The 22403-nt window shown below is 72.8% G+C and carries 33 protein-coding genes; 15 read left to right on the top strand and 18 right to left on the bottom strand.

Going from position 1 to position 22403, the window contains the following annotated elements; all coding sequences use genetic code 11:
* Positions 1-19 precede the first annotated feature (19 nt).
* Together lanM and MOX02_RS13815 are read right to left on the bottom strand one after the other, a co-directional pair.
* On the bottom strand, positions 20-433 hold the full coding sequence (lanM, locus tag MOX02_RS13820; protein WP_147026372.1) for a lanmodulin LanM: 414 nt from the start codon (positions 431-433) through the stop codon (positions 20-22).
* Between the two features lie 206 nt (positions 434-639).
* Positions 640-900 (bottom strand): hypothetical protein, encoded by a 261-nt coding sequence (locus MOX02_RS13815; protein ID WP_147026371.1) that lies wholly within the window; start codon positions 898-900, stop codon positions 640-642.
* 207 nt (positions 901-1107) lie between these two features.
* Between MOX02_RS13815 and MOX02_RS13810 the strand changes: the two genes are divergently transcribed.
* The 5 genes from MOX02_RS13810 to MOX02_RS13790 all read left to right on the top strand — a co-directional run bounded on the left by MOX02_RS13810 (position 1108) and on the right by MOX02_RS13790 (position 3428).
* Entirely contained in the window at positions 1108-1602 is a 495-nt protein-coding gene (locus MOX02_RS13810) for a peptide deformylase (protein ID WP_147026370.1), read from the top strand.
* 113 nt (positions 1603-1715) lie between these two features.
* The gene (locus tag MOX02_RS13805; protein WP_174804925.1) at positions 1716-2159 is read left to right on the top strand and encodes a hypothetical protein; all 444 of its coding nucleotides are present in this window, start codon (positions 1716-1718) and stop codon (positions 2157-2159) included.
* Between the two features lie 114 nt (positions 2160-2273).
* Positions 2274-2573, top strand: a complete 300-nt coding sequence (locus MOX02_RS13800) for a hypothetical protein (protein WP_147026369.1) — start codon at positions 2274-2276, stop codon at positions 2571-2573.
* Positions 2574-2657: 84 nt separating this feature from the next.
* Positions 2658-2966 carry a hypothetical protein gene (locus tag MOX02_RS13795; protein ID WP_147026368.1) on the top strand — a complete coding sequence of 103 codons (309 nt, stop codon included), beginning with the start codon at positions 2658-2660 and terminating at the stop codon, positions 2964-2966.
* 168 nt (positions 2967-3134) lie between these two features.
* Positions 3135-3428, top strand: a complete 294-nt coding sequence (locus MOX02_RS13790) for a hypothetical protein (protein WP_238178820.1) — start codon at positions 3135-3137, stop codon at positions 3426-3428.
* Between the two features lie 24 nt (positions 3429-3452).
* On the opposite strand, the gene MOX02_RS13785 is transcribed toward MOX02_RS13790, so the two are convergent.
* The 7 genes from MOX02_RS13785 to MOX02_RS13755 all read right to left on the bottom strand — a co-directional run bounded on the left by MOX02_RS13785 (position 3453) and on the right by MOX02_RS13755 (position 6832).
* Positions 3453-3650: a hypothetical protein gene (locus tag MOX02_RS13785; RefSeq protein WP_147026367.1), complete on the bottom strand. Its 198-nt coding sequence runs from the start codon at positions 3648-3650 to the stop codon at positions 3453-3455.
* Positions 3651-3835: 185 nt separating this feature from the next.
* Positions 3836-4504, bottom strand: coding sequence for an HAD family hydrolase (locus MOX02_RS13780; protein WP_174804924.1), 669 nt, complete (start codon positions 4502-4504; stop codon positions 3836-3838).
* 9 nt (positions 4505-4513) lie between these two features.
* Positions 4514-4810, bottom strand: a complete 297-nt coding sequence (locus tag MOX02_RS13775) for a hypothetical protein (protein WP_147026366.1) — start codon at positions 4808-4810, stop codon at positions 4514-4516.
* A 183-nt stretch (positions 4811-4993) separates the two neighbouring features.
* Positions 4994-5461: a DUF2934 domain-containing protein gene (locus MOX02_RS13770; RefSeq protein ID WP_147026365.1), complete on the bottom strand. Its 468-nt coding sequence runs from the start codon at positions 5459-5461 to the stop codon at positions 4994-4996.
* A 152-nt stretch (positions 5462-5613) separates the two neighbouring features.
* Positions 5614-5874, bottom strand: coding sequence for a hypothetical protein (locus tag MOX02_RS13765; protein ID WP_147026435.1), 261 nt, complete (start codon positions 5872-5874; stop codon positions 5614-5616).
* Between the two features lie 164 nt (positions 5875-6038).
* On the bottom strand, positions 6039-6434 hold the full coding sequence (locus MOX02_RS13760; protein WP_147026364.1) for a hypothetical protein: 396 nt from the start codon (positions 6432-6434) through the stop codon (positions 6039-6041).
* The gene (locus MOX02_RS13755) at positions 6431-6832 is read right to left on the bottom strand and encodes a hypothetical protein (protein WP_147026363.1); all 402 of its coding nucleotides are present in this window, start codon (positions 6830-6832) and stop codon (positions 6431-6433) included. The genes MOX02_RS13760 and MOX02_RS13755 overlap by 4 nt, the downstream gene beginning before the upstream one ends.
* A 481-nt stretch (positions 6833-7313) precedes the next feature.
* Between MOX02_RS13755 and MOX02_RS13750 the strand changes: the two genes are divergently transcribed.
* Complete coding sequence (locus MOX02_RS13750) at positions 7314-7565, top strand: hypothetical protein (RefSeq protein ID WP_147026362.1); 252 nt, start codon at positions 7314-7316, stop codon at positions 7563-7565.
* 56 nt (positions 7566-7621) lie between these two features.
* Entirely contained in the window at positions 7622-7795 is a 174-nt protein-coding gene (locus MOX02_RS31220) for a hypothetical protein (protein WP_170267864.1), read from the top strand.
* Between the two features lies 1 nt (position 7796).
* On the opposite strand, the gene MOX02_RS13745 is transcribed toward MOX02_RS31220, so the two are convergent.
* From MOX02_RS13745 to MOX02_RS31215, 5 genes are all read right to left on the bottom strand, one after another.
* On the bottom strand, positions 7797-9140 hold the full coding sequence (locus tag MOX02_RS13745) for an NTP/NDP exchange transporter (RefSeq protein WP_147026361.1): 1344 nt from the start codon (positions 9138-9140) through the stop codon (positions 7797-7799).
* 30 nt (positions 9141-9170) lie between these two features.
* Positions 9171-9893, bottom strand: a complete 723-nt coding sequence (locus tag MOX02_RS13740) for an NADPH-dependent F420 reductase (RefSeq protein WP_147026360.1) — start codon at positions 9891-9893, stop codon at positions 9171-9173.
* The gene (locus MOX02_RS13735) at positions 9883-10806 is read right to left on the bottom strand and encodes an aldo/keto reductase (protein WP_147026359.1); all 924 of its coding nucleotides are present in this window, start codon (positions 10804-10806) and stop codon (positions 9883-9885) included. The genes MOX02_RS13740 and MOX02_RS13735 overlap by 11 nt, the downstream gene beginning before the upstream one ends.
* 120 nt (positions 10807-10926) lie before the next feature.
* Positions 10927-11265 (bottom strand): hypothetical protein, encoded by a 339-nt coding sequence (locus MOX02_RS13730; RefSeq protein WP_147026358.1) that lies wholly within the window; start codon positions 11263-11265, stop codon positions 10927-10929.
* A 91-nt stretch (positions 11266-11356) separates the two neighbouring features.
* Positions 11357-11605, bottom strand: a complete 249-nt coding sequence (locus MOX02_RS31215; protein WP_170267861.1) for a hypothetical protein — start codon at positions 11603-11605, stop codon at positions 11357-11359.
* Positions 11606-11875: 270 nt separating this feature from the next.
* On the opposite strand from MOX02_RS31215, the gene MOX02_RS31210 reads away from it, so the two are divergent.
* From MOX02_RS31210 to putA, 3 genes are all read left to right on the top strand, one after another.
* Positions 11876-12715, top strand: a complete 840-nt coding sequence (locus MOX02_RS31210; RefSeq protein ID WP_170267860.1) for a phytanoyl-CoA dioxygenase family protein — start codon at positions 11876-11878, stop codon at positions 12713-12715.
* An 86-nt stretch (positions 12716-12801) separates the two neighbouring features.
* A complete protein-coding gene (locus MOX02_RS13720) occupies positions 12802-13014 on the top strand; it encodes a hypothetical protein (RefSeq protein WP_147026356.1) in 213 nt (70 codons plus the stop codon).
* A gap of 142 nt (positions 13015-13156) precedes the next feature.
* A complete protein-coding gene (gene putA / locus MOX02_RS13715) occupies positions 13157-16264 on the top strand; it encodes a bifunctional proline dehydrogenase/L-glutamate gamma-semialdehyde dehydrogenase PutA (RefSeq protein WP_147026355.1) in 3108 nt (1035 codons plus the stop codon).
* Between the two features lie 20 nt (positions 16265-16284).
* Here putA and MOX02_RS13710 read toward each other — a convergent pair whose 3' ends face one another.
* From MOX02_RS13710 to MOX02_RS13700, 3 genes are all read right to left on the bottom strand, one after another.
* Positions 16285-16488: a hypothetical protein gene (locus MOX02_RS13710; RefSeq protein ID WP_147026354.1), complete on the bottom strand. Its 204-nt coding sequence runs from the start codon at positions 16486-16488 to the stop codon at positions 16285-16287.
* A 123-nt stretch (positions 16489-16611) separates the two neighbouring features.
* Entirely contained in the window at positions 16612-16986 is a 375-nt protein-coding gene (locus tag MOX02_RS13705; protein WP_147026353.1) for a hypothetical protein, read from the bottom strand.
* Between the two features lie 87 nt (positions 16987-17073).
* Positions 17074-17517 (bottom strand): DMT family transporter, encoded by a 444-nt coding sequence (locus MOX02_RS13700; protein WP_147026352.1) that lies wholly within the window; start codon positions 17515-17517, stop codon positions 17074-17076.
* A 166-nt stretch (positions 17518-17683) separates the two neighbouring features.
* Between MOX02_RS13700 and MOX02_RS13695 the strand changes: the two genes are divergently transcribed.
* From MOX02_RS13695 to MOX02_RS13685, 3 genes are read left to right on the top strand one after another with little or no spacing between them, the layout of a single operon-like run.
* Complete coding sequence (locus MOX02_RS13695; protein WP_147026351.1) at positions 17684-18745, top strand: iron ABC transporter substrate-binding protein; 1062 nt, start codon at positions 17684-17686, stop codon at positions 18743-18745.
* On the top strand, positions 18742-19797 hold the full coding sequence (locus MOX02_RS13690; RefSeq protein ID WP_147026350.1) for a FecCD family ABC transporter permease: 1056 nt from the start codon (positions 18742-18744) through the stop codon (positions 19795-19797). The genes MOX02_RS13695 and MOX02_RS13690 overlap by 4 nt, the downstream gene beginning before the upstream one ends.
* Positions 19798-19808: 11 nt before the next feature.
* A complete protein-coding gene (locus MOX02_RS13685; RefSeq protein ID WP_147026434.1) occupies positions 19809-20582 on the top strand; it encodes an ABC transporter ATP-binding protein in 774 nt (257 codons plus the stop codon).
* Between the two features lie 9 nt (positions 20583-20591).
* Here MOX02_RS13685 and MOX02_RS13680 read toward each other — a convergent pair whose 3' ends face one another.
* The gene (locus tag MOX02_RS13680; RefSeq protein ID WP_147026349.1) at positions 20592-20843 is read right to left on the bottom strand and encodes a hypothetical protein; all 252 of its coding nucleotides are present in this window, start codon (positions 20841-20843) and stop codon (positions 20592-20594) included.
* 251 nt (positions 20844-21094) lie between these two features.
* On the opposite strand from MOX02_RS13680, the gene MOX02_RS31205 reads away from it, so the two are divergent.
* A complete protein-coding gene (locus MOX02_RS31205; RefSeq protein WP_170267858.1) occupies positions 21095-21250 on the top strand; it encodes a hypothetical protein in 156 nt (51 codons plus the stop codon).
* 109 nt (positions 21251-21359) lie between these two features.
* The gene (locus MOX02_RS13675) at positions 21360-21569 is read left to right on the top strand and encodes a hypothetical protein (RefSeq protein WP_147026348.1); all 210 of its coding nucleotides are present in this window, start codon (positions 21360-21362) and stop codon (positions 21567-21569) included.
* Positions 21570-22403: the final 834 nt, after the last annotated feature.

Here is a 22403-nt window from a genome sequence, read left to right as displayed (position 1 = left end):
CGGCCGTGGTGCGGCGGGCTTACTTGATCAGCGCGAGCAGCGCCTTGCCGGCGGGGCTCTGGAGCTCCTTGGCGTCGAGGGTGCCGTCGTTGTCCGGGTCGGCTGCCTTGAAGCGCTCGGCCACGGCCGCGAGGTACTCCTTCTTGTCGACGGTGCCGTCCTTGTCCGGATCAGCCTGCTTCAGGCCGGACTTGGAGAGGCGGCCCTTCAGCTCCTTGGCGTCGAGGGTGCCGTCGGCGTCCTTCTCCAGACGGTCGAAGGTCGCGGAGGCCACTGCCTCCACTTCCTTCATGTCAATCGTGGCATCGTTGTCGGTGTCTATCATCTTGATGGCGCTGGCGCCGCTCATCGGCTTGGCGAAGGCCGCCGGGGCGGCGAGGACGCCGACCGCCAGGGCGAGAGCTGCGAAGCTGCTGGAAACACGAAGGTTCATTGCCACTTTCTCCCGATAAATCTGCGAAAGTTTCCCTAGCCGGATGTCCGGATCTGCACAAGAGGGGAGCAGTGCCGGAACGCACGCAGCTCCTGAGATTCACCTCGCACGGCGCGGCGAACACGCGATCGTGATGATGCAACGCAAGAAAGGGGCCGGCGAACCGGCCCCTTCCCGGGGAAGTTTCGGGCTCCGCGCGAGCCGGGTCAGTAGCCGTAGCCGCGGCGCTCGTAGCGGCGCGGGCGGTCGTCGTCGAATCGCTCGGTGCGGTAGTAGCGGCGGTCGTAGTCGCGGTCGCGCCGCCAGGAATCGCGGCGGAAGTCGCGCTCGCGCTGGCCGCGTGAACGCAGGTCGATGCTCGGGCCGCCGGGACCGATGTCGATCCGCTGCGCGGAGGCCGGGACCGTGGTGGCCACGGAGGCGGCGATGGAGGCTGCGGCGATGGCGCCGGCCAGTAGGATCTTCATGAGGCTCTCCTCGGAACGTTGGCGGACCAACACCTCACCGCCGGCTTCGTTCCGGCCACTCGCCGGAAGAGATCGGGTTTTCGCGGGGTCGATCGCAATGATCCGGCGCCGATCTCGGAGCTTGCATCAGGCGTCGGCCTGATGAGCGCCGTCATTTCTCAATCCATGGCTGCATGAGTCCTTGCCAATCAGCCGGAGATATCATCCTTGGCCGTTCAACCGCTGATCTTCTACCCGGATCCCCGCCTGCGCCGGCCGGCCGAACCAGTGCACGTCTTCGACGAGGCCCTGCGCGCGCTGGCGGCGGATGTGCGCGACACGCTCGACGCGGCCCAGGCCGTCGGGCTTACCGCCCCGCATATCGGGCGCCTGCAGCGCCTCGTCGTGCTGCGCCTCGAACCCGGCGCCGAGGCCGAGATCTTCGTGAACCCCGAGATCGTCTGGCGCTCGCCGGAGCGGGCGAGCGCGACAGAGGGCAGCGTGCTGATGCCCGGGATCGCCGAGCCGGTGGAGCGGGCGGCGAGCCTGCGCCTGCGCTACCAGGATCTCGACGGTGCCTGGCACGAGGAGACGGCCGAAGGGTTCCGGGCGGCCTGCCACCAGCACGAGATCGACCAGCTCGACGGCGTGTTCTGGATCGAGCGCCTCTCCCGCCTGCGGCGCGAGCGGGTGCTGAAGCGCTTCCGCAAGCGCGGCGGCTGAGGCCGGCGGCGTCCACGCTCGGGAGCGCCGCCGGCGACGGCGAGCCCCGCGTGGCGGTGGGCGACCGCCCCTGCTAGGGTCCGCCCCGTCCCGAGGCTCACCGAGGCTGCGGCATGCGAGACCCCGTCCTGCGCTCTCTCCTGCCGGCCCGCGCCGCCCCGCTGCTCCTCCTGCTCCTCACGGTGGCGCCCGGCGTTGCCCAGGGCACTGCGCCCGCGCCGAGGAAGGCCGCACCGGCGACGCCCGCGGCCGCACCGGCGCCGTTCGTCGCCTGCCCGTCCCTGGCGAACCTTCGCCTTCTCCTGCGCACGAACCGCAACGATCCCGCCGCCGTCTCGGCGATCCTGGCCGACGACCGTGCCGAGCATCTCGGGTGCGCCCTGATCGGGCGCGAGCGCGTCCAGGCGCTCGCCGACCACGTGGAACTCGGCGGCACCGCCTACGATTGCCTGAGCCTGCAGGGGACGGGGACCTGCCACTGGACGCTGTCCGGAACCGCCGCCCCGGCCCCCGCCGCGGCCCGGACGCAGGCCGCCCCCGACCGGCCGCGCCGCTGACGCCGCGGCAGGGGCCGCACCGCGCCGGCGCCTTCAGGCAGCGTTCAGCGGGCGGCACCGATCGTCCGCCCGCGCGCCCCGGCGCCGGGGCGCCCGGTTCGATTGGAGACAGGCATGCGCAAGCGCTTCTTCCTCGCATCGGCCCTGATGGCGGGTGCGATCCTCGCCGGACTTCAGGCGGCCTCGGCGGCCCCGCTCGGTCCGGACCCGGCCCTCGCCGCCAGGACAATCTCCGGGGAGGCCGGGCCGACACCCGCCCAGTTCGGCTTCTACGTCGGCCCGCCGCGCCCGTACTGGCGCCGCCGCTACTACCGTCCGTATGGCTATTACGGGCCGCGGCGCTTCTACGGGCCTTACGGCTACGCCCGCCCGCGGCCCTTCTACCGCCCCTACGGCTACGCCCCCTATTACTGATCGCGGGGAGCGGACTTGGCGGCCCTCGCCGCCGCCGGGTCGCGGCCCTAGCTCAGCCGCGAGGACGCGCGGAAGGGGGCGCCCATGCGGACAGGTCGAGGGTGGGCAACGATCGCCGGTACGGGGCTCTTCGCCCTCGCGGGCGGGGCCGCGCCGGCGCAGGAGGCCCCCGACGCCATCGTCTGCGACTCCCTCGTCCAGCTGCGGCTGCTGATGGCGGACGCGCAGGGCGACCGGGAGGCCGCCGCCGCGCGGCTCGGCGCGCAGCCCGGCTGCCGCCGGGTACCGCGCGGGGCGATCGGCGCCGTCGAGCGGCGGGCGATGGTGGGCGGTGCCCCCTTCGAGTGCCTCGCCGTCCGGGAGGCGGCCGGCTGCCTCTGGCTCCTACCCTGAGGGCAGGGCTGATTTTCTCGACGCGTCCGTTGAACCGGCCGGTGCGCCGGCGCGACAGATCATTCGTCGCCGGGTGCGGAGCCGCCTGCCCGGATCGCCCTATCTTCCCGCCATGCGCCTCGCGCCGAACGCGAGGTCCGCCGCGCAACCGACAGAGGATCGACCTCCATGCTCGAGTCGCCCCAGAGCCGCCGTCCCCTTCCCCTCGTCCTGCCGCACGTCGTGCTCAGCCTCGGCCTGATCCTGGGTGTCGTCGGGTCCGGGGGCGAGGCGCGGGCGGAGCCTCCGATCCGCAGCGCTCAGGACGCCGCCTGCCGCAACGAGGCGCGGGCGCGGGTCTTCGCCACGCCCGACCCGCGCGGGCTCGGCCCTCACGCGATCGGGCGGCAGATCTGGAATGCCTGCATGCAGCGGGCAGCGGCGGGCGCGCCCCGCAAGGCGCGCCGCAGCCGCAGGCGCTGAGGCGGATCGGGTCCGCCGGTCGCCTCAGGCGCCGAGCGGCATGCCGATGCGGGCGCGCAGCTGCACCCGCAGGTTCTCGTTCGCGCTCTCGTCCGCGTCGAGGGCCGACATCAGCCGGAGCAGGTGGCTGATCGGCACCGCCCGGTTGCGCACCGCCTCTTCGACCTGCTCCGGCAGGGATTTGAGGTCGGTCTCGGAATTCGACTGGGCCGGCTGAGACATGTTCCGCTCGTCCGCAAGGGATCCTGTTCCGTCGCGGCGGCTCGCTAAACCCTTTGCGCGCCCCGCGCCAGTCATCTCGCGGCGAATTGGTAGCCGGCACGTTACCGATGTCGCATCGCCGCAACAGGGCCGGCGCACGACCCACAGGCGGGTTTTCCGCAAGGTCGGCGCTTTCCGGCTCCGTCCTATCGGGCGAGCGGCGAGCCTGCGTAGCCGTCGAGGAGGTCCTGCGGGTCTCGGTAGATCGCGGTGCAGCCGGCCGCCGAGAGGTCGGCCTCGGGGAAGCCGCCGCAGAGGAGGCCGATCGTCGCGAGGCGCACCTTGGCGCCGGCCTCCGCGTCGTAGGGCGTGTCGCCCACCGCGATCATCTCGCGCGGGCCGATCGGGCGCAACTTCTCGATGACCGCCGCGAAGATGTCGGGATGCGGCTTCGAGCGGTCCGCGTCGTCCGCGCTCGTCGTCACGTCGACGAGATCGGCGATCCCGAGGATCTCCTGATAATGCTCGACCTCGGATCGCTTGCCGGATGAGGCGAGCGCCAGTCGGCGTCCGTCCGCGCGGATCCGCTCGAACAGGGCGCGCACCCCGGGGAACGGGCGCACCTGAGGCAGATATTCCCGCTTGAACAGGTCCGAGCGGTAAGCCTCGATGGTCTCGCCCTCGCGCGCCACGCGCTCCTCGGGCAGGAAGACCGGCATCAGCTGGTCGCCGCCCTTGCCGATCTGGCGGCGCACGTCGGCCTCTGCGGTCGTCACGCCGAAATGGGCGAACGCCTCGACCCAGGCCCGCGCGTGCAGGTCCACGCTGTCGAGGAGCGTCCCGTCGATGTCGAAGATGACCGCTCTCACGCGCATGGCCGGATCTCAGCGCGGGAACAGATGCAGCCCGTCGTCGGGCAGGAGATTGCGGGCCGGGCCGCCGGTCTGCTGGCCGCGCCCCTGCTGGTAATAGGGCAGTTCCGGACGCCGGTCGTTGTCGCTGCCCGAATCGTACTCCCAGTCCCGGCTCCAGGGGGCGCGGCCACCCACCGTCACGGGGAGCGGGGCGGCCGACGGGTCCGCGTAGCGGTACGGAGCGGCCTGCGGGCCGGCGAGAGCGGTGCCCGGAAGGGCGAGCGCGGCGGACAAGAGGGGGGCGAGGAAGGCGGGTGCGGGTCTCATGGGCGCCTCTCTCGGGTTCGCGTCGGGAGCGAAGGCCGCTCGTTCGGTCAAGCTTTGCCGTGACAACGGCCGAGCCCGAGGCGCGTTCCGCAGGATCGAGCCCGACGGTCCGCTCCGCGCGGAAACGCGAAGGGCCCGCCCCCGAGTGGAGGCGGGCCCTTCAAGCGCGGCGGACCGCGGCGTTCAGTGCAGGGAGGCGCCGGCGGTGCGAGGGGACTTCGCCTTGGCGGCGCTCGCCTTCGCAGGGGTCTTGGCAGGGGCTTTGGCAGAGTCCTTCGCGGCCGCCTTGGCCGGTTTGGCCGAAGCCTCGGCGGTCTTCGAGACCGGTTTCGCCGCCTTGGCGGGCGCCTTGGGCTTGGTCTCGGCCTCGGCCTTGGCCGGCTTCGCGGCGGGCTTCGAGGTGGTCTTGGGAGGCGCCTTGGCGGTCGTCTTCACGGCCTCGGCCGGAGCCTGAGCCTCGGCCTTCGCGCTCTTCGCGGACGCCTTGGCCGACTTCGCGGCGGCCTCGACCGCAGGCTTGGCCGGGATCTCCGCCCGCGCCGTGCCGAGTTCGGCCTCGGCCCGGAACCAGTGCTCCTCGGCCCGCCCGATGACCCGGCCCTCATCTTCCCAGATGTAATAGGCGCGCTCGCGCACCTGCTGCTCGTACATGGTCGTCCATCCTCTTCCGTCGTCCGGTCCGGACGATGCGAAGGCATGGTTAAGGGATCGTTAACGGCAGTTGTTGGGCAGATTGCGCACAACTATCGCGCGAATATTGGGCGAAACCACGGACGGCGGCCGTCAGGACTGCCTTTCCGCGGCTACCCGCGCGACAGGCGGCGCGCGTTCGCCCGCACCTTTCGGCGGTAGCCCGCCACGACCCGGGCGGTGGAGCCGCCGGAGGCGACGAGGAGGGCGGCCTCGCCGGCGGCCATGATCTTCTCGTTGACCATGCGCTGCGCCTCGACCTGGGCGGCGGCGCCGCCGGCGGAGAGCTTCACCAGCCGCATGCCGATCACCTGCTGCGATTCGAATGCCAGCAGTGTGGCATCGACCCCGAGCTTCCACCACGCACCGAACATCCCGTCGCCTCCATCCATGCCTGCCGCCGACCTCGGGCTCGGCCGGCTCGTTTCCGCGAGCCGAGCGTTCGCCCGCCCGGCCCTGGGCTCCCTGTCAAGCCGCCGCGCCCCTGCGCCGGTCCGTCCGGGAGCCGGATGAGGGCGGTGCCGAGGCGCGGCAGGCATCAGTCGTCGAAACTGCGGCCCTTGGCGGCCGATCCGCCGAGGCTGATCTTGCGCGGGGCGCCGGGCTTGGCCGCGCCGGGGCGGGCGGCGGGCTCGCTCGGAGCGGGCCGGGCGGGCTTCAGATGGGCCTGCCCGTGGATCACCGAGCCGATCTCGCCCGCGGCCCGGACGAGATCGTCCCGCTCACAGGCGCGCGCCACCGTCAGGCCGAGCTGGTGCATGTGGCTCTTGCCGTAGAGGTAGGCGGCGAGCTTCGCCCGGGTCAGCGGCGGGATCCGGGCCAGGATCTCGGGCAGGTCGTAATCGTCGGCCCGGTAGACCTCGCCGAGGAGGTCGAGGGAGACGGGGCAGTTCGGGTCCGGCGTGGCGCCGCTGGTCGGATGGGATTGCGTCATGGATCTCCTCCGGTGATCGATTCGGCCGAGCGGATCGCGGCGGGCGTCCCGGGGGCCGTCCCCGCGGTCTCGGGAGCCGGGGCCGGCGCGGCGGGCTCCGGTTTCAGGCATCCCGTGCAGACGGAGGCGATCGCGATGCGCGCGCGGGCGGTCGCGCGCTCCCACACCGCCTCGCGCGCCGCAAGGGCCCTGCGGGCGATCTCGGCCTCCGTGAGCGGCGCCGAGCCCCCGGCCGCGCCGATGTCGAGGGGCGCACCCTGCGGGCGTATGCGCAGGAACAGGGGCGGCGCAGCCGCATCCGGCAGGGGCTCGACCGACGGCTCGGCGCGGAGCGGCGCGGCCTGCTGCGCGATCAGGAGGCCGAGGCAGCCCGCGAGGCTGAGGCGCAGTCCCTGCAAACACCCTCTCCCAGTTCCCCGCCGCGTCGCGACGGCTCCGCTCGGCTGCCGGGGTGACCCCGGAGCCCGGCGGCAGGTTCCCCGGATCGTGGTTAACAAATGCCTTTAACAGGACCGGACGGCCCCCCGTCCAGTGCCTCGCGGGTGTGACGGAGGCGCCATGATCAGGGCTCGGCGGGGGCCTTGATCGAACGTCTCAACTGAGCCTTGCGTGTGGCAATTCTGCGGTTAAGCTTCGCCGGCGCTTCCCGAGATCCTGCCGATTCGGCCGGTCCGCCCCTCGCCGGAGGCAGCGCCACGGCATCCTGGAGGATGCCCCGGGCCTCGACGGGACGTCGGGTCCATCCCACCCGCGCCGCACGGCCCTCCCCCGCTCCTGGGCGGACGGCCGCACGGCCCCTCACCCATCGCCCCGCGCCGGCGGCGATGGCCCTCGCCTCGCGGCCGCACGGCCGCCGCAGAACGTCGGACAGGAGGATACATGCCGCGCCACGAGCGTCGTCTGCTCAACAAGGCCGCCATCGCGGTGGAGGGCCGCATCTCGATCAAGCAGAGCCCGGACCGCGCCTGGCCCCGGGACCATGCGCGCCTGCGCGTCCTGGAGCGGGCCGGTCGCCTGCAATGGGTCGGCACACAGGCGGGCCCGCATATCGGCGGCACCTTCGCGGTCTGGGAGATCACCGAGGAGGGCCGCGCCCGCCTCGACGCGCTCGCTCCGGAGGATCGGCCTTAACGATCCGTTAACCATGCGGCGACCACCCTTCGGAACGGGAATCGGAGGGCAGATCCATGACGATCGTCGCATTGGCCGAGCACCTGAGCGGCGCTCATGCCGCCACCGTCCTCTCCTCGGCCGCTCTCCTTGCCGGCCTCGCAGCCCTGCTCGCCGCCTCGCGCGCGGCGAGCCCCTCCTTGCGCCTCGCGCCGGCTCCGGCCCGCTCGCGGCGGATCCGACGGCGCTGATTCAGGCCGGCGCCGGGCCCGGACGGGCGGCATCGGCCTCGCCGGCTCCGTCCGTCCGCCTCTCCTGCGCCCGCCTCTCCTGCGCGCGCCCGAGCCAGAGGCTGTTGAGGAGCCACGCCAGCGACAGCGGCACGGCCGTCACCGCCACCGCCGTGGCGCCGAAGCCGAGCGCCGCGATCCCCGCGTAGGACCACGCGCCGACCTGGTCGCCGAGCCGGTAGACCACCGTGTCGATGAAGCTCTTGGCCTTGTAGCGGTCCTCCCGCGGCACCACCGTGAACAGCACCTCGCGGACCGGGCGCGCGATCGCGAAGTTGCCGGCCCGGCGCAGCACATAGACGACGACGAAGGCCGTGATGGTCGGCGCGAGCGCCAGCGCCGCGAAGCCGATCACGCTCGCCGCGGGCAGGAGGGCCAGGGTCCAGCCGACGCCGAACCTGCGCACGATGCGCCCGGTCAGGAAGAGCTGCACCCCGAGCGTCAGCCCGTTCACCAGGAGATCGACGCCGGCAAAGAAGGCCGTCTGCGCACCCCGGTCGGGGAAGCTGCGCTTGGCGATGTTCAGCTGCTCGAAATACAGGAAGGTGGTGGTGACCGAGAACAGGAGCAGGAACAGGCCGATGCTCAGGAGGTAGGGCGAGGCGAGCGTCCGGGTGAGGCCGGCGAGCGCGCTGCCGCCGATCGGGGCATGCTCGGGTGACTCCGCGGGGACGCGGTGCAGGCTCTCCGAGAGCCGTGCCAGGCCCCGCATGCTGAACACCGCCGCCTCGAGCAGCACCACGGCGCAGAGGAGCAGCGCCCAGGTCGGCACGGAGCGGGCGAGGGAGACCGTCACCGCCGAGCCCGCGATGGCGCCGAGCGTGGCGCCGGCCGCGATGAAGCCGAACAGGCGCTTGCCCTGCTCCGTCGAGAACACGTCGACGATCGTCGCCCAGAAGATCGACACCACGAACAGGTTGAAGATCGACAGCCAGACGAAGAACACGCGCCCGATCCAGACGTCGGCCTCCGGCGGAGCGAGGTACAGGGCGAGCGCGAAGAGCAGGATGTTGAGGGCGAAGAACCGGTAGGTCAGCGGCACGAAGCGGGCTCGCGGCAGGTTCTTCACCAGCCAGCCGAAGGGCAGGTTGAGGGCGAGCATGCCCACGAGCGTCGCCGTGAACAGCCAGGGCAGGTTCTCGGTGCCGCCGGCCACCCCCATCTGATCGCGGATCGGCCGCAGCACGTAGTAGGCGGCGAGGATCGAGAAGATGTAGGCCCAGGACCAGGCGAGCGCCCGGCCCTCCGCGGGCCGCACGTCGACGAGCCGGGCGAGGAAACCCCGCTCCGGGGCCGCCTCAGCCATGGACAGGATCGGCCGCGGTGGCCCGCCGCCTCACGGGGCGAGTCCGAGCTTGGCGCGCAGGTCCGGGGCGGACAGGTTGTGCCCGAAGCCGGGCGAGCCCATCGCGAACCGGTCCGCGTCCTTCAGCGTGCCGACCGCAACGGGGTCGAAGCCGGCATCCGAGACGAGCCGCTTGCCCATCTCCAGGGCCGCTTCGTCGTCGGCCGCGATCGGCACCGCCATGCGGGGCGCGGGCCGGTTCGCGTTGGCCTCGAAGACCCGGTAGTTCGCGGCGTTGAAGGCCCGCACCAGCCGGGCGTCGGCCAGGTACTTGGCGCTGGTCGCGCCGATGCCGTTGGCCGAGACCTCGGCGTAGAGGTCGCCGTCGCGCGCCTGCGTCGCGTTGCCGGCATCGAGCACGATCCGGCCCTTCAAGGGCTCGCCGTAATCGGCCTTGAGCTGCGGATAGGCCTTGTAGGGCACCGCCACGAGGATCGCCTCGCCGAAGCGGATCGCCTCGGCCGGCGTGCCCGCCCGCGCCCGCTCGCCGAGGCCCTCCACGAGCCCCTTCAATTCCTCCGGGTGGCGGGAGGAGAACATCACCTCGTGCCCGGCCTTGACCCAGAGGGTGCCGATGGTGCCGCCGATCTTGCCCGCGCCGATGATCCCGATGCGCAGGGGCTTTTTCCCGGCGGCGTCCTGGGCCTGTGCCGGGAGGGCCAGCAGGCCGAGGGCGAGCGCGAGGGCCGCGCGGCGCGTGGGTTCAGAGCGCATCGATGAACGCCTCCATCTTGGCCCGCGCCGCGGCATCGGGCAGGCGCCCGCGGGCGGCGCCGAGATTGTCCTCGACGTAAGCGACCTTCGCCATGCCGGGGATCGGGCAGGTGACGGCCGGGTTGGCGAGGACGTACTTCAGGAAGAATTGCGGCCAGCTCGCGCAATCGAACTCGGCGGCCCAGGGCGGCAGCTCGCGCCCCTGCACGGCCTTGAACAGGCGGTCGCGCCCGAAGGGCACGTTGACCATCACGGCCATGCCGCGCTCGGCCGCGAGCGGCAGGACGCGCTCGGCCGCCGCCCGGTTGTCGATGGCGTAGTTGACCTGGATGAAATCGAGGGCCTCGCGCTTCATCAGCGGCTCGAGCTCGGCGAACTGCCCGTCCCGCCAGACCGTGACGCCGACGTAGCGGACGCGGCCCTTGGCCTTCAGGTCACGCACGGTCGCGAGGTTGCTCGCCGGGTCGATCAGGTTGTGCACGGCGATGAGGTCGATGCGGTCCGTGCGCAGGCGCTCGAAGGAGCGGGCGATCTGCGCCGCGCCGGCCTCGCGCCCGGTCTCGCTGACCTTGCTCGCCAGGAACACCTTCTCCCGGAGGCCCCCCTGCAGGATCTGGCCCAGCACGTCCTCGGCTGTACCGTAGCTCGGCGCCGTGTCGATGACCGTGCCGCCGAGCGCCACGAACCGCTCCACTGCCTCCCGCAGGGGCGCGATCTTCTCCGGCACGGGCTCCACCTCGTAGCGGCGCGAGGTGCCGATCCCGATGGCGGGAAGCGGCTCGCCCGAGGACGGGATCGGCCGCCGGATCAGCGCGCCCTCGGCCGCCCGGAGCGCGCCGGGCAGGAATGCGGGCAGCAGCGCGGCGCCGGCGAGGACGGCGCGGCGTGTCGCGAGGATGGGACTTCCGGCCATGGAACCTCCGGCGCGGCCTTGTCTGGCCTGCCATCAGGTAGGGCACCGGAGCCGGTGTCGAGGCTTGGGCGTCCGCGGCCGAGGGCGTTTTTTGTCGCGGAGTGTTTCCGGAAACGAGGCTCAATCCTCTTCCGGGGGATCCTCGAACTCCGCGCCCTCGGTGTCCGGCGCGATGCGGAAGCGGTACTCGTCGATGGCGAGGAAGGCCCGGTGCACCGTCTGCGGATCGAGCCCGTCGCGCACCACCAGGGTGTTGAAGTCGATGAAGAGCCGCGCGATCCGCTGCTCCTCGGAGAGCGTCCGCAGGGCGGAGGAACTCGCGCCCGCGCTCATCATGAAGCCCTTGGCGCGTCCCTCGGTGTCGGGAAAGGGCAGCACGGCGACCTGTCCGGCCGTCTCGGGGCGCAGGTCCGCCCAGCGGATCGGAGTCCAGGCGATGAGGGCTTCGAGCTGCTTCATGCCCGACCCGTGCGCGATCCCGCGGCGCGGCGCAAGGGCCGGCCGACCGGCCCCGTCCCCGAGGCCGCCGGACGGGCTCCGCGGTGAGTCCTCAGCCCGGGATCTGCGGGCTCGATCCGGGTCGCGGGCGCAGGTGCACGATGTTGCCCGGAGGCTCTGCGCCGTCCGCGTCCCGCGCCCGGCCGGCCTCGTTCGGCGCGGTCTCGGATCGGTCCGGCCGGTCCGCGGCGGGGGACCCGGCATAGGCGATCCAGCGCACCACGCGCCCCTTGCCGCGGCGGGCGCGCAGGCGTTCGGCCCGACGCGCGATCCAGGGCGGCTGATACGTCACTCTCTGCATGGCAACCCCTCCGCAGGCCGCTACAGAAAGCCGCCGAGAAGGGCAGAAATCATCCTCCAGATGGATGAGGTCGACGGTGGATCAGGCGCGGACGATACGCTCGATCAAATCAATCGACGCGTGTCGGCCAGCAACCGTACCGAGAATTCAACACAGGTCCTGCCGAGATCGTGTGCGGCCCGCGATGATCTCCCTGGCCGGTTGACAGGTTCCGGTCTCTGGCCACCAATCGCTCCGCCCAACCGGACCGATCGATCCGAACGGAATCCCATGTTGAACTTCCTCAAGAAAATCACCGGCTCGTCCGAGCGTGCCCTCACGTCGGAGCAGCGAGCGTTCTGGGACGACAACGGCTACCTGATCCTCCCGAAGTTCTTCGCGCCAGAGACGATCGCGGCGGTCAACGCCGAGGTCCGGGGCCTGCTGGAGCATCGCGACCGCTACCCCGAGGTCACCGTCGACATCATCTCGGGCGAGCTGTCGGGGCGGCGGATGCGGATCGCCGACGTGCCCGCCTCCGCCTTCTCCGGGCCGGTCAAGATCAACGACCTGTTCCTCGATTCGAGCGTGATCCGGTCGTGCAACCTCGATGCCCGCCTGACGCAGGTGCTCGACGAGCTCCTCGACGGCGATCCGATGGTCTGCAACTCCCTGAACTTCCTCTACGGCAGCGCGCAGACTGCCCACTACGACAGCTGGTTCATGCCGCCGCCGGTCAAGGACAAGATGGCGGTCTCCTCGATCTGCCTCGACACCTACACGGACCGGAACGGACCGCTCTTCGTCTATCCGGGCAGCCACAAGATCCCGCCCTACCTGTTTCCGAACGGGAGCATCGCGGCTCTCGGTTACGACCTCGCGCCCGCTCAGGCCTACGTCGCGGAGACGACCCGGGAGATCGAGCCGGTCTACTTCTACGGCGAGCCGGGCGACGTGCTCATCTGGCACAGCCAGGTCCTGCACGGTGGCGCGCCGATCCTCGACCCGACGCAGACCCGCCGCAGCCTCGTCACCCATTACTGGCGGGCGCAGGACGTCCCGGCCGCCCGGCGGACCCGGCTCACCGATAACGGCTACGTGCTCAAGCGCGAGCACCAAGCCCTGCACTGACGCGATTGGCCGAAGCGGCGGGGGAACCCGCTCCGCCGCCCGGCCGTCTCCCTGGAGCGTCAAGGCATTCCGGAGGAGACCCGCGCATGAGCCGCATCACCGATCCCGAGCCCGGACCCGCCGATCCGGGGCCCGGCGAGGATCCGGCGCAGCCGCCGGCCGGCCCGCGCGCCTACCCGGATCAGCCCCGGACCGGCCGCCCCGAGGGAGCGGGCTCGCCCGGCGCCACCGAGCCCGCGGACCAGGGCGCGCCCGGCCACAGTGCCTACGAGGACTGGAAGACGCCGCCCGCGCGGTAGCACGCGCGCGGCGGATCTCGCGGGGCACGGCGCCTCCGCCTACAATGCCGCCGCCCGCCGGCCCGTGCGCGACAGGCGCATCCCCGGCACGGATCCTGCCGCCGGGCGAGAGGGCCGCGCGCCCGTCCGAGGCACGTCCGCCATGCCGCTCCCGGTGCCGCCCGCCCTCCCCGCCTTCGCCGCGCCCTACGCGGCGGACGATGCCGCCCTCGTTCGGGGCTTCCTGGGAAATCCCCTGGCGGGACCGAGGCGCGACGCCGCGGCCGAGGCGCGGGTCGACGCGCTCGCCCGCGACCTCGTCGAGGCGATCCGGGCGGCGGAGGGCGGCCTCGGCGGCGTCGAGGACATGCTGCGCGAGTACAGCCTCTCGACCCGCGAGGGGCTCGCCCTGATGGTCCTGGCCGAGGCGCTGCTGCGCGTCCCGGACGCGGCCACCGCCGACCGGCTGATCGAGGACAAGCTCGGCCAGGGGGATTTCGCTCACCACGCCACGCGCTCCGGCGCCCTCCTCGTCAACGCCTCGGCCTGGGCCCTCGGCCTCTCGGCCCGGATCATCCAGCCCGGCGAGACGCCCGAGGGCGTGCTCGCTTCCCTTGCCCGGCGCATCGGCCTGCCGGCGCTGCGCACCGCCGCGCGCCAGGCGATGCGGGTGATGGGCGGCCACTTCGTGCTCGGCGAGACGATCACGGCGGCCCTCCGGCGCGCGGGCACGGGAGAGGCCCGGCACTACCGCTACTCCTTCGACATGCTGGGCGAGGGCGCCCGCACGGCGGCGGACGCCGAGGCCTACCGGGCGGCCTATGCCGGGGCCATCGCCGCGATCGGCCGCGCCGCCGGCAACGCGCCGCTGCCCGGACGGCCCGGGATCTCGGTCAAGCTCTCGGCGCTCCACCCGCGCTACGAGCCCTTGAGCCGGGCCCGCGTGATGGACGAACTCGTGCCCGTCCTCCTCGACCTCGCCCGGGCGGCCCGCGCGCACGACCTCGTCTTCACGGTCGACGCCGAGGAGGCCGACCGGCTGGAACTGTCGCTGGCCGTGTTCGCGGCGGTGCTCGCCGATCCCTCGCTCGCGGGCTGGGACGGCTACGGGCTCGCGGTGCAGGCCTACCAGAAGCGCTGCCTGCCGGTGATCGACCACGTGGCCGACCTCGCCCGCGGACTCGGGCGGCGGCTGATGGTGCGGCTCGTGAAGGGCGCCTACTGGGACACGGAGGTGAAGCGGGCGCAGGAGCGCGGCCTGGCCGACTACCCGGTCTTCACCCGCAAGAGCACGACCGACCTCAGCTACATGGCCGCCGCCGGGCGGCTCCTCGCGCACCGGCCCCACCTCTTCCCGCAATTCGCCACCCACAACGCGCTCACCGTGGCGAGCATCGCGGAGCGGGCCGGCACGCCCGAGGGCTACGAGTTCCAGCGCCTGCACGGCATGGGCGAGGCCCTCTACGAGCGTCTCCTCGCGCGGCGGCCCGGCACGGCCTGCCGCGTCTACGCGCCGGTGGGCGGCCACCGCGACCTCCTCGCCTACCTCGTGCGGCGGCTCCTCGAGAACGGGGCCAACTCCTCCTTCGTCTCCCTCGCCGCCGACCCGTCCGTCCCCGTCGAGACCCTGCTGCGCCGCCCGGCCGAGAGCGTCGGCGCGCCGGAGCGCGCCCGCCACCCGCGCCTGCCCCTGCCGCGGGAGATCCACGGCCCGGGCCGCCGCGTGGCGGCCGGCATCGAGTTCGGAGCCGTGGCCGAGCTCGACGCGTTGCTGGCCGCGGCGCGCGCCGCCGCGGGGCCGGCGCGCGCCGCCCCCCTCCTCGACGGGGCCGAACAGGCGGGCCTGGCCCGCGACGTGCGCAGCCCGATCGACGGCCGCGTCGTCGGCCGCGTCGTCGAGGCGGCTCCGGAGACCGCCGACGCGGCCGTGGCGGCGGCCGCCCGCGCGGTCCGGGCCTGGGACGCCACCGCGGCCGCCGAGCGGGCCGCGGCGCTGGAGCGGGCGGCGGACCTGATCGAGGCACGGCGCGGACGCCTGATCCACCTGCTCCAGGCGGAGGCCGGCAAGACCATCGAGGACGCGCTCTCCGAGGTGCGCGAGGCGGTCGATTTCTGCCGCTACTACGCGCTCGAGGGTCGGCGCCTGTTCGCCGAGCCCCGTGCCCTCACCGGTCCGGCGGGCGAATCGAACCGTCTGGCGCTGCGCGGCCGCGGCGTCTTCGTCGCGATCTCGCCCTGGAACTTCCCGCTCGCGATCTTCACGGGGCAGGTCGCCGCCGGCCTGATGGCGGGCAACGCGGTCGTGGCCAAGCCCGCCGAGCAGACGCCCCTCGTGGCGGCGGAGGCCGTGCGCCTCCTCCACCAGGCCGGCATCCCGACAGGCGCACTCCAACTCGTGCCGGGCGACGGCGCGGTCGGCGCCCGCCTCGTCGCCGACGCGCGCGTGGGCGGCGTCGTCTTCACGGGCTCGACGGAGGTGGCACGGGGCATCAACCGGGCACTCGCCGCCAAGGACGGGCCGATCGTGCCGCTGATCGCGGAGACGGGCGGCATCAACGCGATGCTGGTCGACGCCACGGCGCTGCCCGAGCAGGTCGCCGACGATGTCGTGGCCTCCGCTTTCCGCTCCGCCGGCCAGCGCTGCTCGGCCCTGCGCCTCCTCCTCGTGCAGGCGGACGTGGCCGACCGGGTGATAGCGATGGTGGCGGGCGCCGCGCGCGAACTCCGCCTCGGCGACCCGCGCGACCCCGCGACACAGGTCGGTCCCGTCATCGACGCCGAGGCGAAGCGGCGCCTCGACGCGCACGCCGCGCGGATGCGGGTCCGCGCGCGGATCCACCTCGACGGCAGGCCGCCCGCGGGCGGCCACTTCGTCGCGCCTCAGATCTACGAGGTCGCGGGGCCGGCGGATCTCGCCGAGGAGGTGTTCGGCCCGATCCTCCACGTCGCGCGCTACGACGCCTCCAATCTCGACCGGGTGCTGGAGGCGATCGCGGCCACGGGCTACGGCCTGACCCTCGGCATCCATTCCCGCATCGACGCCACGGTGGCGCGGGTGGTGGAGCGGCTTCCCCACGGCAACGTCTACGTCAACCGCAACATGATCGGCGCGGTGGTCGGTGTGCAGCCCTTCGGCGGATGCGGCCTCTCCGGCACCGGCCCGAAGGCCGGCGGCCCCCACTACCTGCCCCGCTTCGCCGCCGAGCAGACGGTGACGATCAACACCGCCGCCTCCGGCGGCGACGCGGCGCTGATCGGCCTCGACGAGTGATCCGTACCGCGCCGGCCGGCTCAGGCCGGGGCTTCGAGAGCGGACAGCGCCCGCTGCCGCAGCTGCGCCGCCTCGCGGGCATGGCGGTGGGCCTCGCCGTGCAGGGCTTCGGCGACGGCGCCGTGCCCGTTCCGCGCGTGGAAGCGCGCGGCGGCACGCAATTCGGACGCGATCCGTTCGGCGAGCGCCGTCTCCGACGCGGTCCCTGAAGCCTCGCCCCGCATGCCGCCTCCCCGCGATGCCCGCCTGAGGCTACCGCGTGGCGTGCGCCCGTCGATCGGACTTTGGTCGAAGGTCGCCGCGCGCGCCCCGGGTCCGCTCGGTCCCGGGCGTGCGCGGCTCCCGGATCAGTTGATCAGGCAGAAGCCGGAGGCAGGGTCCTGGCTTCCGCCGACGAGCCGCCCGGTCGGGCAGCGGGGCTCCTTCGCGCTCGCCTCGCGGACCGGCGCGGGACCCGCGACCGGGACGGGCGTGGCGGCGCCCACCAGCGGGCGCACCGGGAGGGCGCCGGCGACCGGCACGGGCCGCGAGGCCGCCTCCGGCCCGAGCCGCAGGGTCAGGCCGCCGAGCGGTGCCGATTCCGCCCGGGTGCGAACGGGTTCGGACGCGCGCACCGGCGTGTGGTGCGCGCGAAAGCCCGAGAACCGGCCGCCCCGGGCCTCGGCCGGCAGGGCGCCCGCGAAGGTCAGGGCCGCGGCCCCGCAGAGGAGAAGACACCGCATCCGTCACGTCTCCGTGGTCCGGATCGCATCCTGCCGGCAAGGTCTTAACCGGCCGCAACCGGAACGCGCGGGAATCGACGGATCGGGTCAGGTCACCGCGACCAGGGTCACGCCGGCGACCATCAGGACGGCCCCGAGGATGCGCCAGAGCCCCGCCGGATGCGGCTCGAACCCGACCCAGCCGAAATGGTCGAGCAGGATCGAGGTGGCGACGCCGGCCGTGACGAGGATGCCGAGATACGGCGCCGCCCCGATCTGCCGGGCCACGAAGAGTTGGGACAACACGACGACGGCCCCGAGCGCGCCGCCGATCCAGACCCACCACGGCGCCTGCAGGGCCTGCTCGGCGCTCGGCAGGCTGAGCCGGCCGGAGACAAGCCCGACCACGAGGAAGGTCGTTCCGGTCACGCAGGCCACCGCGAGCCCCGCCGCGAAGGGCTGCGCCAGGGTCTTGGCCAGCGCGGCGTTGGTGCCGGACTGCACCGCGTTGCCGATGCCGGCCAGCACCGCGAGGCCGTAGAGATACCACATGGAAGACCCTCGGTTGTGAACGCGCCTCTCTCAAGCGACGAGGGCGGGGCGTGGTTCGCCGGCGGAGTGTCCCACCTTCGCGCGAGGGGGCTCGCGGGCCGCATAGGCGGAACCGCGGCCGCGCACTAAGCTTGCCCGAGACCCGCCCGCCGAGACACACGCCGCCATGCCTCCCGCCCCACAGCCGCGCGCCCGCACCCGGCTCGCCGCCCGCGCGCTCGTCCTGCTGCTCGGCCTCCTCGGCGGCCTCGCTCCGGCCGCGGCCCGTGACGTGGTCGATGCGGCGGGGCGCCGGGTCACGCTGCCCGAGCGCGTCGAGCGCGTGCTCGCCGCGGGACCCCCGGCCTCGGTGCTCCTCTACACCCTCGCGCCGGCCAAGCTGATCGGCTGGGTGCGTGCGCCTTACCCCGACGAGAGGCCCTACCTCGCCCCCGAGACCTGGGACCTGCCGACGACCGGCCGCCTCACGGGGCGCGGCAACACGGCCAACGTCGAGGCGATCCTCGCCCTGAAGCCCGACCTCATCGTCGACGTGGGCTCGACGGGGCCCACCTACGCCTCCCTCGCCGACCGGGTGCAGGAGCAGACCGGCATACCCTATCTCCTCCTCGACGGGCGCTTCGCGGCGATCCCCGAGACCTACCGCGGCCTCGGCGCCGCGATTGGCGCGGGAGCCCGCGCCGCCGAACTCGCGGACGCCGCCGGGCGCACGCTCGCGGAGGTGGCCGCGAAGGTCGCGACGGTCCCGGAGGAGAAGCGCCCGCGCGTCTATTACGGACGCGGGCCGAAGGGGCTGGAGACGGGGCTCGCCGGCTCCATCAACACCGAGGTGCTGGAGGTGGCGGGGGGCCGCAACGTCGCGGCGGCGGCGGGCCGGGGCGGGCTCACCACGGTCTCGCCCGAGCAGGTTCTCGCCTGGGACCCGGACGTGATCCTCACCCTCGACGCGCCGTTCCGCGCGAGCCTCGCCGCGGACCCGCTCTGGAGCGGCCTCAGGGCCGTGCGCGCCGGCCGGATCTATCAGGCGCCCCGCCTGCCCTTCGGCTGGTTCGACGCGCCGCCCGGCGTCAACCGCCTGATCGGCCTGCGCTGGCTCGCGGGCGTGCTGCACCCGGACCTGTTCCCCGAGCCGATCGAGGCGGCGACCCGCGACTTCTACCGCCTCTTCTACCACGTCGAGCTCACGCCCGAGCAGATCGGCACGCTCCTGAAGGGCGCGGGGCGGTGACGCGCGCCGTCGCCACCGGTGGAGCGGGCGCCGCGGCCGCGCTGCCGCGACGCCTGCTGCGCGGCCTGTTGCCCGTCCTCGCGCTCCTCCTCCTCGCCCTCCTGTCGCTCGCGACCGGCCGCTACGGCGTGCCGCCGGGGGACATCGTGGCGGTGCTCGCCGCCAAGCTCCTCGGCCTGCCGAGCGGCGTCGACGCGACGGCCGAGACCGTGATCCTGCAGGTGCGCCTGCCCCGGGTCGCCGGGGCGCTCGTGGTCGGCGCCGGCCTCGCGGCGGCGGGGGCGACCTACCAGGGCCTCTTCCGCAACCCCCTCGTCTCGCCGGACATCCTCGGCGTCTCGGCCGGCGCGAGCCTCGGCGCGGTCGCCGGCATCTTCCTGTCCCTGCCGGTCGCCGCGATCCAGGGGCTGGCCTTCCTCGGCGGGCTCGGGGCGGTGGCCATCGTCTACGGGGTCGGCGCGGCGGTGAGGCGCCACGACCCGGTGCTGACCCTCGTGCTGGCGGGCGTCGCGGTCGGGGCGGTGCTCGGCGCCGCGATCTCGCTCCTCAAGGTGCTCGCCGACCCCTACAACCAGCTTCCCGCCATCACCTACTGGCTGCTCGGCAGCCTCTCGGCGGTGACGCTGCCCGACATCGGCGCGATCCTGCCCGCGATCCTGATCGGCCTCGCGCCCCTCGTGCTGCTGCGCTGGCGCATGAACCTGATGAGCCTCGGCGAGGAGGAGGCCCGCGCGCTCGGCGTCGAGACGCGGGCGCTGCGCCCCCTGTTCGTGGCGGCCGCCACCCTCGTCACCGCCGCCGCGGTGTCGGTCACCGGCGTGATCGGCTGGATCGGGCTCATCGTCCCCCACGTCGCCCGGCTCCTCGTCGGGCCGGACTTCCGGCGCCTGCTGCCCGCCTCCCTGCTCCTCGGGGCGGGCTACCTGCTGGCGGTCGATCTCGCGGCCCGCACGGTCGCGGTGATCGAGGTGCCGCTCGGCATCCTCACGGCGCTGATCGGCGCCCCCTTCTTCCTGTGGCTGCTCGCCACCGCGCGGCGGGGCTGGTCGTGAGCGCGCAGACCCTGCTGCTGCGCGTGGAGGATCTCGCCTTCGGCTACGGCGCGCGCATCGTCGGCGCGGGGGTGGGTTTCGCCCTCTCGGCGGGCGAGGTGCTGTGCCTGCTCGGCCCCAACGGCTGCGGCAAGACCACCCTGTTCAAGACCCTGCTCGGCCTGCTGCCCGCCAAGGCCGGGCGCGTGCTGGTGGAGGGAGAGGACGCCGCCCGCTGGTCCCGGGCGCGGCTCGCCCGCAGCATCGCCTACGTGCCCCAGGCGCACGCCGCCCTCTTCCCCTTCACCGTGCGCGAGGTGGTCCTGATGGGCCGGGCGAGCCGGCTGGAGGCCTTCGCGAGCCCGGGCCGGGCGGATCACGCGGCCGCCGAGGCCGCGCTCGACGACCTGGGCATCGCCCGCCTCGCGGAGCGCGTCTACACCGAGATCAGCGGCGGCGAGCGCCAGCTCGCCCTGATCGCCCGCGCGCTCGCGGGCGAGCCCCGCCTCCTCGTGATGGACGAGCCGACGGCGAGCCTGGATTTCGGCAACCAGGCCCGGGTGCTCGGCCAGATCCGCCGCCTCGCCGGACGGGGTCTCGGCGTGGTGCTCTCGACGCACGATCCCGGGCACGCCTTTCTCTGCGCCGACCGGGTGGCCCTGCTGCGGGACGGGCGCCTCGCGGGGCTCGGGCCCCCGGAGGAGACGATCACCCCGGCGAGCCTGGAGCGCCTCTACGGCGTCCCGGTCGCCGTGGTCCCGCTCGGGCCGGGTGCCGGCTCCGTCTGCACGCCGATCCTGCCCTGAGGCGATCCCTCAGAGATCGGAGCGGTGCAGCGCGGCCTCGGGCACGGCCGCCTCTGCGTCCTCGCTCCGGGCCACGGGAGCGCCCACGGCCGCCATGAGGATGCGCAGGCCCTCGACCCAGGCCTCGGCCTCGGCGAGCGTTCCGACCCCGTCCCGCAGGAAGGTCTTGACGGGGTCTGCCCCCGTCGCTTCCAGGGTCACGACGACGTCGAAGCGGCCGTCGGGTCTGTCGGTGATCCGGTAGGTCACGGAACGGGGCATGAGGTCAGCAAACAGGAACGCGTCGCAGATGATCGGGCGCGATCATCATGCACCAGGGCTGCCGCGGCGCATATGCGTCCAACTGCCGGTGCTGGACAAAGAAGGGAACCGGGCTCCGGACACAACGCCCGACCCCAGCCTCCCGGATCCGCCAGGATACCGCACCGGACGCACGCTTGCCGCCCCGGTCCGGGTGCCTATCATCGGCGGCCGCGATTCTCGAGGTCGCGCTGACCGGGAGGCGACGGGCGATGGGATTCTTCTTCGGCATCGGTGGGCCCTGGATCGTCCTCATGATCCTCGATCTCATGGCGACGAAGCGCGGGCTGCAACTCTCCGCCGCCGAGCAGTCGCAGAGCTGGCAGGAGCGCCTTGAGTACCTGCTGCGGCGGCGCGAGCGGGCCTGAGCCGGATTCGCGGCATTCGACGGATCTCGGAAACCGGATCTTCGCGCGCCTCGTGCTGACTGGCCGTCCCGTGCGTCGGACCCGCGCGGCGTTGTCGGAGGGTCGGCCGATGATCAGCGGCGTGCCGCTCACCTCGATCGGCCTGCTGCGGCAGGCGGATCTCGAACTGTCGGCGCGCAATTCACAATTGCGTCGGGGTGAGAATGCCCGCGACATCGTGACGGTGGAACTCGTGCAGCGTCCGGAGCCTCGCGGGCAGGATGGTCCGGGCGCCGGCGCTGCCACCGAGCGGCGGCGGCGCGTCGACATCAGAGTGTAGGCGCGACCATCCCTGACACGCTCCTGCCAGCCTCGACAGCGGCTTTTCCGCGTCTTGCCTGTCCTGAAGTCGGTTTCTCAAGTCTTGATAAACGGCAATACTGCCGTGGCCCGAGCAGCAGCGGCAACGTCCCGCGCATTTTCCCCTCTTCGGTTCGACACGGTTGCACAGGACGCCCGATCCTGTTCAATCTCGTACGGTGCGAGTGACTAATACGTTCTAATAACACAGAGTTATTGAAAATTATCGCGATTTGGGACAAGCATCCCTGTGCTGAGATTCTCAGCGCACAGAGTCGTACGAGACAGAACCATCTAGAAAATCGGTCGCAAAGCGTACTTTTTCTGATCTGCGTAGTTACCGCTCGTATTATGAGTGCAATTTAAAGTTTATAAATCTTCACGACCGGCGTGCTTTCTGGATCTGCATCGCGAATATATGTTGTGCGGGATCTAATCGACAAAAATAAGAATACGGTCGTTGATTCAACTGAGACGAACGAGCCGAACGGCTCATCGACGGAGGGGGCATCGGTATGATCAAGCTCGCGGCGAGGAGCTTGGCAGGACGATCCTGAAGACCTTCCGGCGGTGCGGCCTCGGCGGGCACGATCGGTCCGCGGACCGGCGGCAGTTCTCGGACCGGCGCGAGCGCGTCCGGTGCCTGCCGCAGGCCGCGGGCAGCGCAGGTGCCGCGCGCAGGAGGCCGTCACACGGTCAATGGATGTCGGACAGACCTCCGGTCCCCGCGGGCCGGGGACGGGGCCGGCGCGTCGCTGGGGATTGATCGCCATGTTTCTGGATCCCAAGTCCACGTCGCGAATCCGGATGCGGG

Origin of the sequence: Methylobacterium oxalidis, from assembly GCF_007992195.1 — a bacterium.
In the GTDB taxonomy this organism is placed as follows: Bacteria; Pseudomonadota; Alphaproteobacteria; order Rhizobiales; family Beijerinckiaceae; genus Methylobacterium; species Methylobacterium oxalidis.
The sequence above is the reverse complement of the archived record's forward strand: the minus strand, read 5'-3'. Positions and strand labels throughout refer to the sequence as shown.